Below are 13,116 nucleotides of genomic sequence, written 5' to 3'. Positions count from 1 at the left end.
TGCCGTAACAGAGGGATCTGTAATGCCTGCCCTGCGAATTGCGCTCATCTGCTCCACCATTCTGTTTGGCGCCTGCAGCGCCCTGCCGCCCTTTGAGCCGGTAGACCGCGTTGTCTGGCTCGATCAGGGACCCGCCTGGAACAGCGAAAGCCGTGACTGGTATCACCATGCCAGCCAGGGCACCTCCACCCTGCCGATTCCGTTCGAATGGTTCATGGCGCTGGAACAACCTGGCATCAATCCCTTCGGCGAGGGCAAACTGGTGACAGATCCCGACTATCTGGGCCGGCTCGGATTTATCCAGAGCGATATCAGCCGCTTCAACCAGAGCGGCCTGCCGGTGGGCTTTGCCGTCGATTACGGCGTCACCAGCCCGGTGGATGGCCGGCGCTACAATGCCATCGGTTTTACCTGTGCGGCCTGTCATACCGGCCAGATGACCTACCAGGGCACCGCCATTCGCTACGATGGCGGTCCTGCCATGACGGACATCACCCGCCTGACCAACGTACTCTTCCTGGCCATGTTCGAGAATAACTACAGCACGCTGCGATTCAACCGCTTCGCCGCCCGCGTACTGGGCGAGCGCAACACCGACGCCAACCGCAAACAGCTAAAAAAAGACTTCTCCAAAACGCTGATGGAGCTGATCGACATGCAGCTGGCCACCATCGAAGCTCAGGAGCAACAGGCTATAGTGCGTGATATCAACGCCGGTAACGAAAGCCATACCCTCAAGGACATCGCCAAAACGGTCAAAGCCAACCTGAAAAACGTGGAAGGCTTTACCCGTCTGGATGCCCTCAACCGCATAGGTAACCAGGTATTCGCGCTGGACGCCAACCGGCCGCAGAACTTCGTGCCCGTCAACGCGCCGGTAAACTACCCCCATATCTGGACCTCGTCCTGGTTTGAATGGGTGCAGTACGACGGTTCCATCATGCAGCCCATGGTACGCAACGCCGGCGAAGCCCTGGGGGTTGCCGCGCTGGTGAATCTGGAAGAAGGCCCGACACGCTTCGAATCCAGCGTGCGCGTAAAGACGCTGCACCGCATCGAACAGCAACTGGCCGGCACCCAGGCCCCGTTCGAGCACAAGTCATTCAGCGGTCTGCGCGCCCCCAAGTGGCCAGAGAACATACTGCCGGCGATTGACGCCCCTCTGGCAAGCAAAGGCGCCGGGCTCTACCAGCAGCTGTGCCAGGGCTGCCATCTGCCACCGGTACAGTCCGACGCCTTCTGGAGCGAGCGCTACTGGGCCACCCACAACAGCGCCGGCGAGCGTCTGCTGCGCCTCAACATGATCCCGCTGGAGGAAATCGGCACCGACCCCATGCAGTCCAGGGTCTTGGCCGAGCGCACCGTCGACACCCGGGGTCTGGGGATAGATACGCAGGTCTACCAGGGTGAGAACTGCACGCCACTGCGTGTCACTGAAGCCCAGGATGCCTCATTCGCCTATTCCCTCGGCGCCCTGGTGCAGGAAACGACCGACTACTGGTATCGTCAGCACGGTATCGGGGACGCCGAACAGCAAAACCTCAACGGCAACAGACCCAACTGCCTGCAGGCCGGCGCCGGCTACAAGGCGCGTCCGCTGAATGGCATCTGGGCGACAGCTCCCTTTCTGCACAATGGGTCTGTGCCCAATCTCTATGCGCTGTTATCCCCGGTTGCCGAACGCCCGGCGCAGTTCTCCCTGGGCCAGCGTGAATTTGATCCCGTTAAAGTCGGCTACCTGAGCCAGCCCAACGCCAGTGTTTCCCTGCTCGACACCCGCCTTGCGGGCAATTCCAACCGCGGCCACGAGTTCAATAACGGTACAGCCCCCGGCACCATCGGCCCCTACCTGAGCGAGGCCCAGCGCCTGGCACTGCTCGAGTACCTGAAAACCCTCTAAACGGATAAAACTCCCTATAAAACAGGCGCCCGCTATCGCGGGCGCTTTTTTATTATTACAGCGACTCAGCTCGAGGCAGTCGCTACCAGGGCACCTCGCTGCCATCCCAGCTCAGGAAACGGCCACTGGGGCCATTGCGGGCATCGTCCAGCACTCTCAGCAGCTGGTGCACCGAACGCTCCACTGTAAAGAGCTTTTCGGGCGCGACCCTTTTGCTGAAGGGCTCCGACAGATCGGTGGAGGTAGTGCCAGGATGCAGGCAGAGTAACTGCAGATGCGGGAAGCGACGCGTCATCTCGATGGCAGCGGTTTTCATCAGCATGTTCAGTGCCGCCTTTGAAGCACGGTAGCTGTACCAGCCTCCGAGCTGATTCTCGCTGATACTGCCGACCCGCGCCGAAATAACCGCAAACTGACTGGCGCTATGCTGGACCAGCAACGGATGCACATGCTTTAGCAGCAACAGCGGACCCAGCGCATTGACCGTTATGGCGCGCTGCAGCCAGTCGCCCGACAGTTGCGACAGGCTTTTCTCGGGCAAGTGTTCGCCTTCGTGCAAAAGGCCGGCACAACAGAGCGCCAGCGCCAGGGGTTCGTCAAGATGCTGCTGCAGTATGCCGGTAGCCGCAACAATACTCGACTCCTCCGCCAGATCGAGCTGCAGCAGATGCAGCTGACCCGGAAAAGCTGCGGTCAGCGCATTCAGGGTGCCAGCGCCGGCGAAGTCCCGGTAGCTGGCATACACATTCCAGTCGCGCTGTAGCAGTGCCCGCACGAAGCCCTGCCCAATTCCCCGGGTCGCCCCTACCACCAACGCCGTCGCCATCCTGAATCCCCCGCCAAAACTGCCACTGCCTCTCTAGCAGTCTATACGCAGGACGCCAGCCCCGCTGAGTACAGTGGGCAAAAGCAACCCGACCGCTCTTCAGGCAGGGAATCAGGCAGGGTCAGGTCGCAGCCGGCAGGCTAAGTGTCAGAGCACCGCGCTTGTCACCTGCAGCAGCCCCACCAGCTCCACTTCGAGCTGATCACCGGACTGAATAGGTCCGACACCCGCCGGCGTACCGGTCAGCACCACATCACCGGGTTCCAGAGTGAAGTACTTCGAGATATAGCTGAGCAGCGGCAGCACGGGATTCAGCATATAGCGGCTGTTGCCATCCTGACGGGTTTCACCGTTGACGCGCAAGCGGATCTGCACATCCTGCAGACTGCTGACTGCATCCGGCGCGACGAAATCCGACAGCGGGCAGGCGCCATCAAACCCCTTGGCTTTTTCCCAGGGATGCCCCTGGCGCTTGAGGTCATCCTGCAGATCGCGCAGCGTCAGATCCAGTGCCAGGCCGATACCGGCAATCGCCTGGGCGGCCTCGTTCTCGCTGGCCTTGCGCAGACGGCTGCCAATCAGGATCGACATCTCGGTTTCAAAGTGCACCCGCCCCTGATCCGCCGGAATGGCGAAGGGCTCGGCCATGGGCAGCGCTGAGCTGGCGGGCTTGATAAACAGCATGGGCACCGTGGGAATCGGGTTATTCAGCTCGGCGGCGTGGTCAGCGTAGTTGCGCCCGACACAGACGATCTTACCCAACGGCAGATCCGTCGCCGTGCCATCCATAAAACGGTGCTGGTAGTTCATCGCCCTTTCCCCTTGGTTGCTCGCGGCCCGCAGGCCGCACAGATACAGATGTCAAAGCGCAAATCATAACCCCGGCCCGCGGGGCTATCCAGTCGCGTGCGCGGCAACCTCAGGCCAGCACCGGCCGGCGACGCTCGGCCCGCAACAGCAGGAAACTTATCCACAGTGTCAGACAGAACACCGCCAGGGACGCCGCAATGACGCCCGTCCAGCCATGGGCGTGCCAGAAAGGCGCCAGATAGAAGCCGCCGCAGCTGGCCCCCAGGTAATAAAACAGCAGATAGAGCGACGATGCGCTGGCCCGTGCCTGTTCGGCATGGCGGCTCACCCAGCTGCTGGCGGTCGAGTGCGCAAAGAAAAAGCCAAAACTGTTGATCAGAAAACCCACCACTATGGCCGGCAGCGTCGGTATCAGGGTCACAGTGGAGCCAAGCATCAGCAGCACAATACCGATCATCAGGCAGACTGGCTGTGGCAGATGCTGCGCCGCGCGCCCCGACAAGGCTGAGCCCAGGGTACCGCTGAGGTAGGTCAGGAACAGCATGCCGAGGAATTTCGCCGACAGGCCATAGGGCTCGTCCGCCAGCATAAAGGTGGCATAGCTGTACTGGTTGATAAAGATAAAGAAGTTCAACCCTCCCACCAGGTAGGCGCCCAGCAACAGCGGGTTGCGCAGATGCCCGGCCAGATCCCGCAGCATGATGCGCGGGCGCAGTGCTCGCGGACTGAAACCACTGGATGCCGGCAACAGCCAGATCACCAGCCCCAGCAGCACCAGGCTGATGGCGGCCATCACCAGAAAAGCCTGGGGCCAGCCGTAGCTGTCACCCACGAAGCCACCCACCAGGCGTCCGCCGACGCCTCCCAGGGTATTGCCGCTGATGTAAAAGCCCACCGCCAGCATCAGCGCCTTGCGGTCGAACTCATCCCCCATATAGGCAATGGCTATCGCGGGCAGCCCCCCCAGGAAAGCGCCCTGCAGGGCCCGCAATCCCAGCAGCATGGCGTAACTGTCGGCTTGGGACAGCGCCAGGGTGGTCAGAGCCGCGCCCCCCATACTCAGCAGAATAATGCCGCGCCTACCCAGAGCATCGGACAGTGGACCGTAGAACAGCAGCGACAGTCCCAGAGTCAGGGTGGTGACGGTAAAGCTCCAGCCCGCCTGCAACGGCGAAATACCAAAGGACTCCGCAATCATCGGCAGCAGCGGCTGCGTCACATACACATTGGCAAAGATCATCACCGACCCCAGACAGAGTGCCAGAGTCGCCCGCCAGAATGCCCTGCTGCCCGCTTCGATCATTTTCGTACCCACCTGCCAGTAACAGGCTCTAGCAGCCTGTCAGACTTAACATTAATCTACTGCGGAAAAGCCGATTTTGGTCATTTTCCGCGCTCTTTTTCGTTAAATAGAGCCACTATTCGTCTCAAAAGAGCTCAAAAACTGCCTCAAAACGGACTTCCCCTCGCTACGATAGGTCAAGTCCGACAGGCTGCAGCATAACGCTGCCATCTCCATCATAAAAATATATAGTTGTTATCGTACTGATAACGAGTGCTTATCCAATGGATATCAAACCGCTGCGCTATTTCGTCGAGGTGGCACGCCACGCCAGCTTTACCCGGGCGGCTGAGGTGCTGCATGTGGCCCAGCCCGCCGTCAGCATGGCCATTCGCAAGCTCGAAGCCGAACTCGAACTGACGCTGTTCCACCGCAATGATCGCAAGGTCGTTGTTACGGATGAAGGCCAGCGGCTGCTGGAACATGCCAGCCGCATTCTGCAGATGGTGGACGATGCCCAACTCGAAATGCAGGAGTTGCGCGGCCTGACCCGCGGCGAAGTGCGGGTCGGCATTCCTGGCATGCTGGGCTCCTATTACTTCCCCCCCATCCTGATGGCCTTTCGCCACCAGCACCCCAACCTCAGGCTCTCGGTGGTGGAGGCCGGCACCGGTCGGCTGCAGGAGATGTTGCAGGAAGGCTTGCTGGATCTGGCCATCATCGTGGCCGATGCCGTACCCGACGAGTTGGAGTCCAGCGTCTTTCTGCGCCAGCAGATGATGGTCATACTGCCCCAGGATCATGCGCTGGCGCAGCAGTCCCATATCAGCTACGAGGCCTTTTTCAATGAGGAGCTGGTGCTGTTCCAGCAGGGCTATTTTCACCGCAAGGCGGTTGACCAGATCGCCAAACGCGGTAACTGCACGCCCAATATAGGTTTTGAAACCAACCTGCTGCCGCTGATCAAGTCGATCGTCAAACAGGGCTTTGGCATCTCCACCCTGCTGGCCATGGTGCTGCGAGATGACCCGGAGCTTGTGGCGATTCCGTTCGAAGAGCCCGTCTGGCTCGACCTGTCGGTTGCCTGGCGCCGCCAGGGCTATCTGTCCCGTGCCAACCGGGCTTTTGTCGACTTTGTACTGGCTCATTCAGCGGCGGCCGAAGCGAAGGAACAAGGCTGACAGACGGAAGTTGCATATAGCCAAGATCAAGCGCTGCCACTATGATGCTGCCTTTCCTGTTTCCAATTGATCGACAACTCTCTTTCCGGCTTAAAGCACAGAGGATCTCTGCATGTTCCACGTGAATGAATACTTTGAAGGCAAGGTCACATCCATCGGTTTCGAAAACACCGAAGGCCGCGTTACCGCAGGCGTTATGGCCATCGGCGAATACGAATTCGGTACCAGCGAAAAAGAGCGCATGGTTGTGAGCAGCGGCGAGCTGATCGTCAAACTGCCGGGCAGCGACGCCTTTGTCAGCTATCCCGCCGGCACCGAGTTCAATATCGACGCCAACCAGAAATTCCAGCTGCAGGTCAAACAGGCCACCGCTTACCTCTGCTTCTACGGCTGATAGCACACTGCTGGCAACCTCAGTTACCGGTAACCTCGACAGACGGCGCAGCGCCCATCTACGCCGTCTGTTGCGTAAATCTGCTCATCTAAAGTTGAATATAAATCCGGAGTTTGACGCTCAGCCGTCAAACTCATTCATGTAACTTTGTGCTAACATAGCCGCCCTGAAATACCCGCCCGCTAACCACCACACGAGTCGTACAGTATGAGCAAGACCACTTCTCTGGAAAAAAGCAAGATCAGGATTTTGCTGCTGGAAGGCGTCCACCAGTCGGCGGTCGATACCCTGAATGCACAAGGTTACAACAGCATCGAGTACGTCACCGGCTCCCTGCCGGAAGAAGAATTGATCGAAAAAATCAAGGACGTACACTTCATCGGCATTCGCTCCCGTACGCAGTTGACTGCGAAGGTTCTGAGCGCTGCCGAGAAGCTGATCGCTGTCGGTTGCTTCTGTATCGGCACCAATCAGGTTGACCTCAAGGCCGCCACCGAGCTTGGCATTGTGGTATTCAACGCGCCCTACTCCAACACCCGCTCCGTGGCTGAACTGGTACTGGCTGAAGCCATTATCCTGCTGCGCGGCGTGGCGGAGAAAAATGCCAAGGCCCACCGCGGCGAGTGGCAGAAGTCGGCCACCAACTCCTACGAAATCCGTGGCAAGAAGCTGGGTATCGTCGGCTACGGCAGCATAGGTTCACAACTGAGCGTGCTGGCCGAGTCCCTGGGCATGATCGTGCATTTTTACGATGTCGTGACCAAACTGCCGCTGGGCAACGCCAGCCAGATCGCTTCCATGGACGAGCTGCTGGCCACCTGCGACGTGATCTCGCTGCACGTGCCGGAAACCCGCTCCACCAAGGACATGATGGGCGCGGCCCAGTTTGAGAAGATCAAGCAGGGCTCGATCTTCATCAACGCCGCCCGCGGCACCGTGGTCGATATAGACGCGCTCTGTGGTGCACTGGAAAGCGGCCGCGTACTGGGTGCCGCCGTGGATGTATTCCCGGTTGAGCCACGCAGCAACAAGGACGAATTCATTTCGCCGCTGCGTGCATTCGACAATGTGATCCTGACGCCGCACGTCGGTGGTTCCACCATGGAAGCGCAGGAAAACATCGGCTACGAAGTGGCGGAAAAGCTGGCGAAATACAGCGACAACGGCTCGACCATCACCTCAGTCAACTTCCCGGAAGTGGCCCTGCCGGCCCACGCCAAGGTACACCGTCTGCTGCACGTACACCGCAACATTCCCGGTATCCTCAGCGCCATCAACACCGTGTTCTCCGAAAACAATGTCAACATCTCGGGTCAGTACCTGCAGACCAACGACAAGGTCGGTTATGTAGTGGTGGATGTGGACGCCGACTACTCGGAAATGGCGCTGGAAAAGATCCTCGAGATCGAAGGCACCATCCGCGCCCGTCGCCTGTTCTGATAGCACAGCTGAATCCATTGCCTGCACTGCAGGCAATGCCGGCGCCCGCTGATCGTCAGATCCGCGGGCGTTTTTGCATGCGTGGCTCCACGGCAAGCGCCAGGTCGATGCTGTCCAGATAAGCGCCTATGTGGCCAAAGACTTCGCAGCGCAGCTGCGGTGTTTCATTCACCAGATGATGCCGTGCGCCTGGAATCAGCACCGGTTGCAGCGACGGATACAGCCGCTGCAACACCGCCATGTTATGCCGCCAGTCCACAGTGCCATCCTCCTCTCCCTGCAACAGCAGCGGCGTGCCCTTGAGCGGCCCGCTGGCCTCAATCAGCTTGACCCATTCCAGCATGGCCCTGACCCAGCTGACCGCCACGCGGGAGTGCTGCAGCGGATCGTGCTGGCGCACAAAGTGCACAAAGGACGCATCGCCGGAGTTTTCTGAATAGTTACGTTTCACCTGTTTGAGAAAACGGCCGAACCAGCGGTATTTGCGTGCGATCACATCCATCATTACTGGCCGTATCAGCGGCGCCAGATACACCCGTCCCGCCACCCGCTCGGCAACGGCATCACCGCCACGCTGCTGCTCCATCAGGATGGCGGCCCCGGTGCTCTGCCCCATCAGAACCCAGGGGCCCGGCAAGCTGTTTTCGTGGCGCTGCAGCAGTACCGACAGCTGCCGCGCATAGGTCGAGAAATGATCGATACCCAGGGCTGGGCCGCAGGACAGGCCATGACCCGGCAGGTCATAGATGAGCACATTCCAGCCCCGCTGCAGCAGAAAGTCGATCAGATGACGGTAAAGCCCGGCATGATCGGTGTAGCCATGGAGCAACACTGCCGTACCACAGATCGCCGCCCTGGGGCGGAACTGCTGCACCACCAGATCCAGCCCGTCGACGCTTTCCAGTCCGATACTGTACTCAGCGCGCGACATCAGCTCGATCAGGCGATAATGTTCCAGATACGCCTGCAGCTGCGGGGTACAAAGCGTGATATCGTTGGGCTCGAACACATCAAGCCCGTCGCGGATTTGTCGAGGATCAATGACCTTCATGGCATCTCCAGGCCAGGGTACAAACACACTGTAGCGAGAATCCGCCCCTGAGTCCTGTCTGCCACATGTTGAAGTCTATATTGGATATCAATCCGTTAGCGCGAGCGTACCGCGGCGTCCAGGCCATTATCCCCCTATTGCTGATACTCGTCCTGCTGCTGGGCAGCAGCGCCTGGGCCGGGCCCGATGAAGATATAGCGCTGATTACCGAGCGTCTGGCACAGTACGAGGGCAAGACACCAAGCCCCGATGAACAGGCCGAAAAGGACCGCTATCAGCAGGCGCTGGATGCGCTGCAGGACCTGAAGCAGTACGACGCCAGTGCCGCACAGCTGCGGCAAGAACTGGAAACCCTGCCCGACGACATCCGCCGTCTGCGACAGGCACCAGGCGAGGTGACCGACCCGAAGCTCTCGGACACAGATGCGCAGACACTGGAGCAATTGCAACAGCGCCAGACGCTGCAGAAGGCCGGCATGCTGGATCAGCAGCAGGCCCGCGATCAGCTGCAACAGGATACCAGCCGCAATGAGAGCAAGCGGCTTAGCCTGCGTGACCAGCTGGCCCAGCTCAAGCAGACCAGCGAGCCCGCCGCCGATCTGAACAGCAACAGCGAAGCCAGTCAGCTGCTGCAGAACGCCCGCCTGCGGGCACGCAGCGCCCAGATTCAGAGCCTCGAACTGGAACTGCTGACCCTGCCCGGGCGCGCCGAACTGAATGAACTGCAACTGCAGCAGCTCAACCGCGACATCAGCGCCAGCACCCAGCAGTTGCAGCAACTCGAAGAGCTGATCCAGTGGCGCCTGCGCAGCCAGACCGAGAAGACCCTCAGCGAATTGCAGCAGAACAGCCTCAGCGGGCTCGACCCCGTGCTGCAGGCCGCCGGCGAGCAGAACCGCAGCCTGAGCATGGAACTGCGCGATACCCTGGCCGGCATCGAACAGACCAGCGATCTGCGCCGGCAACAGGGTGCGCATCTGGCCCGCGTCGATGAGGCCTACCGCACCATATCCCAGCAGCTGGAACTGGAAATACAGTACGTCGGCACCGAACTGCACCGACTGCAGGCCGGCCTGACACGGCCACTCAATACCACCGGCACCCGCGCCCGCATCAACCAGCTGCGGCTGCAGAATATTCGCCTTAATCGCGACCAGCTCAGCACCGAACAGGAGCTGGGTGGCTATGAAACCTCCGCCGGCCTGCAACTGCCACAGGAAGCCCGCAGTCAGTATCGCCAGCTGCTCACCGACCGCCTGAGCCTGTTCGGCAAACTGCGTGATGCCCGCCTCAGTCTGGTAGCCGAGCTGTCGTCACTGCTGTCGGTGCAGGAAAACATCAATGAACGCATCACCCAGGCCCGTACCCTGATCAGCGAACAGTTGCTCTGGCTGCCCAGCGTCACGCCTATACAGCTCAACTGGTTTGGCGAGCTGGCCGACAGCCGCCGACTGCTGCTGGAGCGCTGGCAGAAGAATACCGCTGAACCCCTGCTGCGCTATTCGTCCCGGCTTGCCCTGCCGCTGCTGGGGCTGGTTCTGCTATGTGGCCTGGCGCTGCTCCTGCTGCGCTACCAGCGCGCCCGACAGCGATTCTGGCACCAGGACATCGGTAATGTGCTGCAGGATCGTTTCGTCCATACCGCCCTGCCACTGGTGCTGGCGCCGGTCATCGCCCTGCCACTGCCGGTACTGCTGCTGATCACCGCACGCTACACGCTCAACCCCGGCCACCCCGACTTCGATGTACTGGCGTTCATGCTGCATATAGCCGCGCTTATCGTCTGGGTCATCCATTTCCTGCGCATCTGGCTGCAAGCACCCCACGGTCTGTTTGTCGGCCACTTCGGGGTCGCGCCTGATCTCGCCCGTGTCCTGCGCCAGCGCCTGTTGCTGCTGGGCCTGAGCTGCGGCCCGCTGCTGCTGGGCATTCTCTATGTCTACGCCACGACACTCGACTCCGAGGTGATGAAATCCGGCCTTGAGCGCCTGCTGATGCTGTCGCTCACAGGCTTCATCACCCTGCTGTGGGGCAGTCTGCTGACCGTCGCCCCCCAGCTCAACCGACTGACCCAAAGCAGTCACTGGTGGTTCAAGGCTGAAGTCTGGCTGGGCACCCTGGTGGGATTCAACTTTATCCTGCTGATCATGATGCTGGTGGGCTATGTCTTTACCAGCCAGATATTCATGATTCTGCTGCTGCTGGTCATGGTGGTCTGCCTGTCGGTTTTCGTCGCCTACGGCCTTGGGCTGCGCTGGTTGCTGATCGCCGAACGCAAGCTGGCCTTCGACCGCGCCCAGGCACGTCAGGCCGAAATAACCGCAGCACGGGAGAAAAACGAGGACGAACCCTCCCTGAGCACCGACTACCTCAACATGCAGGACATCACCGAGCAATCACGCAAGCTGCTGGCGACCACCAGCCTGATTCTGCTGCTGGGCCTGCTGTGGCTGGTGCTGCGTGACTTTCTGCCGGCGCTGGATGTGTTCGACAAGCTGGTGCTCTGGTCCAATATCAGCAGTACCAGCGAAGGCGATGTCCTGACCAGCGTGACCTTCAAGAACCTGCTGTTCGCCGCCCTGCTGCTGGGGCTGAGCATTTTTGCCGCCTCCAACCTGCCGGGGCTGCTGGAACTGCTGATACTGCGCCACATGACCCTGAACCCCGGTACGGGTTATGCCATCACCACCCTTATCAAGTACGCCCTGGTGGTGGTCGGCACCTTTGTCTGCGTCGGCGAACTGGGACTGCAGTGGTCCAAGTTGCAGTGGCTGGTGGCGGCACTCAGTGTCGGGCTGGGTTTTGGCCTGCAGGAAATCGTCGCCAACTTTGTATCTGGCCTGATCATCCTGTTCGAGAAACCCATGCGGATCGGCGATACCGTCACCATTGGCGGTGTCAGCGGCACAGTGACGCGCATTCACATACGCGGCACCACCATTGTCGACTGGGATCGCAAGGAAGTGATCATCCCCAACAAGACCTTTATCACCGACCAGCTGATCAACTGGTCGCTCACCGACCCGACCACCCGGGTGGTCATTCGGGTGGGCGTGGCCTATGGCTCCGATACCGAACAGGCCCGGGGACTGATGGAGGAAGCCGCGCGGGAAACCGAGCGCGTGCTGAGCGACCCTTCACCCGAGGCTTTCTTCACCGGCTTTGGCGCCAGCACCCTGGATCTGGAGCTGCGCCTGTTTGTCAGCGCCATGTCCGACCGCATGGTGGTGACCCACAATGTCAACACCACCATCGATCGCAAATTCAGGCATGCCGGGCTGGAAATCGCCTTCCCGCAACTCGATGTGCACCTGCACCCCGGCGCCAACACCCAGGAACCTACCGCTGGAGACAGCCGCAATGACTGACACCGGAAAACTGCTGCACAGCTGCAGCCTGCCCCTGCGCTGGGGTGACATGGACGCCTATGGCCACATCAACAATGTGCAATATATCCGCTACCTGGAAGAGGCACGGGTACAGCTGCTGATCAGGCTCGGGGCCGCTCTTGAAGGCGCTGCCCAGGCTCCGGTGATCATCAATGTTGGCTACAGCTTCCTGCGCCCGCTGGTCTATCCGGACACGCTGCGCATCGACTGCTTCGTCGCCGACCCCGGACGCTCAAGCTTCATGATCTATTACCATGCCTACGCCGACTCCAACCCTGAGGTGCAGGTCGGCGAGGGCTATTCCAAGGTGGTGTGGATGGATCATGCCAGCGGCCGCTCGGTGCCGCTGCCGGACGCGATCCGGGCCCAGTTGCAACCCCTCCACAGCAACCCAACACCAACACCACAAGGGAGTGCACATGACACAGGATCTATCACCTGACCCCAGCGACAAGTCGGCGACGCAACAGCACGGTGGCAACGCCAGGATCATCTATATTCTGTACCTCGTCAGCCTGGTGGTGGGCATCACCGCACTGGTGGGACTGGTCATGGCCTATGTATACAGATCCGAGGCAACAGACTGCGTTAAGGCCCACTATAGCTGGCAGATCAGAACTTTCTGGATCGGCCTTCTGTATACACTTTTAGGGGCTTTATTGACCGGAATAGGTGTCGGATTTCTGATTTTACTGTTTGCGGTCATCTGGTTCATCGTCCGCTGTGTCAAGGGGCTGCAATGCCTTGAACGGCGTGAAGCACCGGCCAATCCGGGCAGCTGGCTGTTCTGATTCGTCGCCAATTCGGGCTGCACAAACAGCGAAGTTACGCGGGTTTCTAATA

The 13,116-nt window shown here is 60.1% G+C and carries 11 protein-coding genes; 7 read left to right on the top strand and 4 right to left on the bottom strand.

All coding sequences use genetic code 11. From position 1 onward, the window contains the following. Positions 1-22 precede the first annotated feature (22 nt). Positions 23-1,900 (top strand): di-heme-cytochrome C peroxidase, encoded by a 1,878-nt coding sequence (locus A8C75_RS01880; RefSeq protein ID WP_067377314.1) that lies wholly within the window; start codon positions 23-25, stop codon positions 1,898-1,900. Between the two features lie 82 nt (positions 1,901-1,982). Here the strand turns inward: A8C75_RS01880 and A8C75_RS01875 are convergent, their stop codons facing one another. The 3 genes from A8C75_RS01875 to A8C75_RS01865 all read right to left on the bottom strand — a co-directional run bounded on the left by A8C75_RS01875 (position 1,983) and on the right by A8C75_RS01865 (position 4,839). Beyond that, positions 1,983-2,726, bottom strand: a complete 744-nt coding sequence (locus tag A8C75_RS01875; RefSeq protein ID WP_067377312.1) for an SDR family NAD(P)-dependent oxidoreductase — start codon at positions 2,724-2,726, stop codon at positions 1,983-1,985. A 147-nt stretch (positions 2,727-2,873) separates the two neighbouring features. After that, positions 2,874-3,536 carry a fumarylacetoacetate hydrolase family protein gene (locus A8C75_RS01870; protein WP_067377309.1) on the bottom strand — a complete coding sequence of 221 codons (663 nt, stop codon included), beginning with the start codon at positions 3,534-3,536 and terminating at the stop codon, positions 2,874-2,876. Positions 3,537-3,645: 109 nt separating this feature from the next. Then, complete coding sequence (locus tag A8C75_RS01865; protein WP_067377306.1) at positions 3,646-4,839, bottom strand: MFS transporter; 1,194 nt, start codon at positions 4,837-4,839, stop codon at positions 3,646-3,648. Positions 4,840-5,102: 263 nt separating this feature from the next. Between A8C75_RS01865 and A8C75_RS01860 the strand changes: the two genes are divergently transcribed. From A8C75_RS01860 to serA, 3 genes are all read left to right on the top strand, one after another. After that, on the top strand, positions 5,103-5,999 hold the full coding sequence (locus tag A8C75_RS01860; RefSeq protein WP_067377302.1) for a LysR family transcriptional regulator: 897 nt from the start codon (positions 5,103-5,105) through the stop codon (positions 5,997-5,999). Positions 6,000-6,111: 112 nt separating this feature from the next. Continuing rightward, a complete protein-coding gene (gene ppnP / locus A8C75_RS01855; RefSeq protein WP_067377299.1) occupies positions 6,112-6,393 on the top strand; it encodes a pyrimidine/purine nucleoside phosphorylase in 282 nt (93 codons plus the stop codon). Positions 6,394-6,600: 207 nt separating this feature from the next. After that, positions 6,601-7,833, top strand: coding sequence for a phosphoglycerate dehydrogenase (gene serA / locus A8C75_RS01850; protein WP_067377296.1), 1,233 nt, complete (start codon positions 6,601-6,603; stop codon positions 7,831-7,833). A 55-nt stretch (positions 7,834-7,888) separates the two neighbouring features. On the opposite strand, the gene A8C75_RS01845 is transcribed toward serA, so the two are convergent. Next, on the bottom strand, positions 7,889-8,884 hold the full coding sequence (locus A8C75_RS01845) for an alpha/beta hydrolase (protein ID WP_067377293.1): 996 nt from the start codon (positions 8,882-8,884) through the stop codon (positions 7,889-7,891). Between the two features lie 137 nt (positions 8,885-9,021). Between A8C75_RS01845 and A8C75_RS01840 the strand changes: the two genes are divergently transcribed. From A8C75_RS01840 to A8C75_RS01830, 3 genes are read left to right on the top strand one after another with little or no spacing between them, the layout of a single operon-like run. Continuing rightward, entirely contained in the window at positions 9,022-12,252 is a 3,231-nt protein-coding gene (locus tag A8C75_RS01840) for a mechanosensitive ion channel domain-containing protein (RefSeq protein WP_067377290.1), read from the top strand. Further along, positions 12,245-12,715: an acyl-CoA thioesterase gene (locus tag A8C75_RS01835; RefSeq protein ID WP_084783658.1), complete on the top strand. Its 471-nt coding sequence runs from the start codon at positions 12,245-12,247 to the stop codon at positions 12,713-12,715. The genes A8C75_RS01840 and A8C75_RS01835 overlap by 8 nt, the downstream gene beginning before the upstream one ends. Next, complete coding sequence (locus tag A8C75_RS01830) at positions 12,693-13,064, top strand: DUF4870 family protein (protein ID WP_067377288.1); 372 nt, start codon at positions 12,693-12,695, stop codon at positions 13,062-13,064. Before A8C75_RS01835 ends, A8C75_RS01830 begins: the two co-directional genes overlap by 23 nt. Positions 13,065-13,116 lie beyond the last annotated feature (52 nt).

Origin of the sequence: Marinobacterium aestuarii (genome assembly GCF_001651805.1) — a bacterium.
Lineage (GTDB): Bacteria > Pseudomonadota > Gammaproteobacteria > Pseudomonadales > Balneatricaceae > Marinobacterium_A > Marinobacterium_A aestuarii.
This window is presented reverse-complemented; position numbering and strand designations above follow the sequence as displayed.

What these genes read in the sequence shown, in the direction of transcription:
- A8C75_RS01880 (WP_067377314.1), top strand. Translation starts at nt 23, where the DNA reads ATGCCTGCCCTGCGAATTGCGCTCATCTGCTCCACCATTCTGTTTGGC.
- A8C75_RS01875 (WP_067377312.1), bottom strand. Translation starts at nt 2,726, where the DNA reads ATGGCGACGGCGTTGGTGGTAGGGGCGACCCGGGGAATTGGGCAGGGC.
- A8C75_RS01870 (WP_067377309.1), bottom strand. Translation starts at nt 3,536, where the DNA reads ATGAACTACCAGCACCGTTTTATGGATGGCACGGCGACGGATCTGCCG.
- A8C75_RS01865 (WP_067377306.1), bottom strand. Translation starts at nt 4,839, where the DNA reads ATGATCGAAGCGGGCAGCAGGGCATTCTGGCGGGCGACTCTGGCACTC.
- A8C75_RS01860 (WP_067377302.1), top strand. Translation starts at nt 5,103, where the DNA reads ATGGATATCAAACCGCTGCGCTATTTCGTCGAGGTGGCACGCCACGCC.
- ppnP (WP_067377299.1), top strand. Translation starts at nt 6,112, where the DNA reads ATGTTCCACGTGAATGAATACTTTGAAGGCAAGGTCACATCCATCGGT.
- serA (WP_067377296.1), top strand. Translation starts at nt 6,601, where the DNA reads ATGAGCAAGACCACTTCTCTGGAAAAAAGCAAGATCAGGATTTTGCTG.
- A8C75_RS01845 (WP_067377293.1), bottom strand. Translation starts at nt 8,884, where the DNA reads ATGAAGGTCATTGATCCTCGACAAATCCGCGACGGGCTTGATGTGTTC.
- A8C75_RS01835 (WP_084783658.1), top strand. Translation starts at nt 12,245, where the DNA reads ATGACTGACACCGGAAAACTGCTGCACAGCTGCAGCCTGCCCCTGCGC.
- A8C75_RS01830 (WP_067377288.1), top strand. Translation starts at nt 12,693, where the DNA reads ATGACACAGGATCTATCACCTGACCCCAGCGACAAGTCGGCGACGCAA.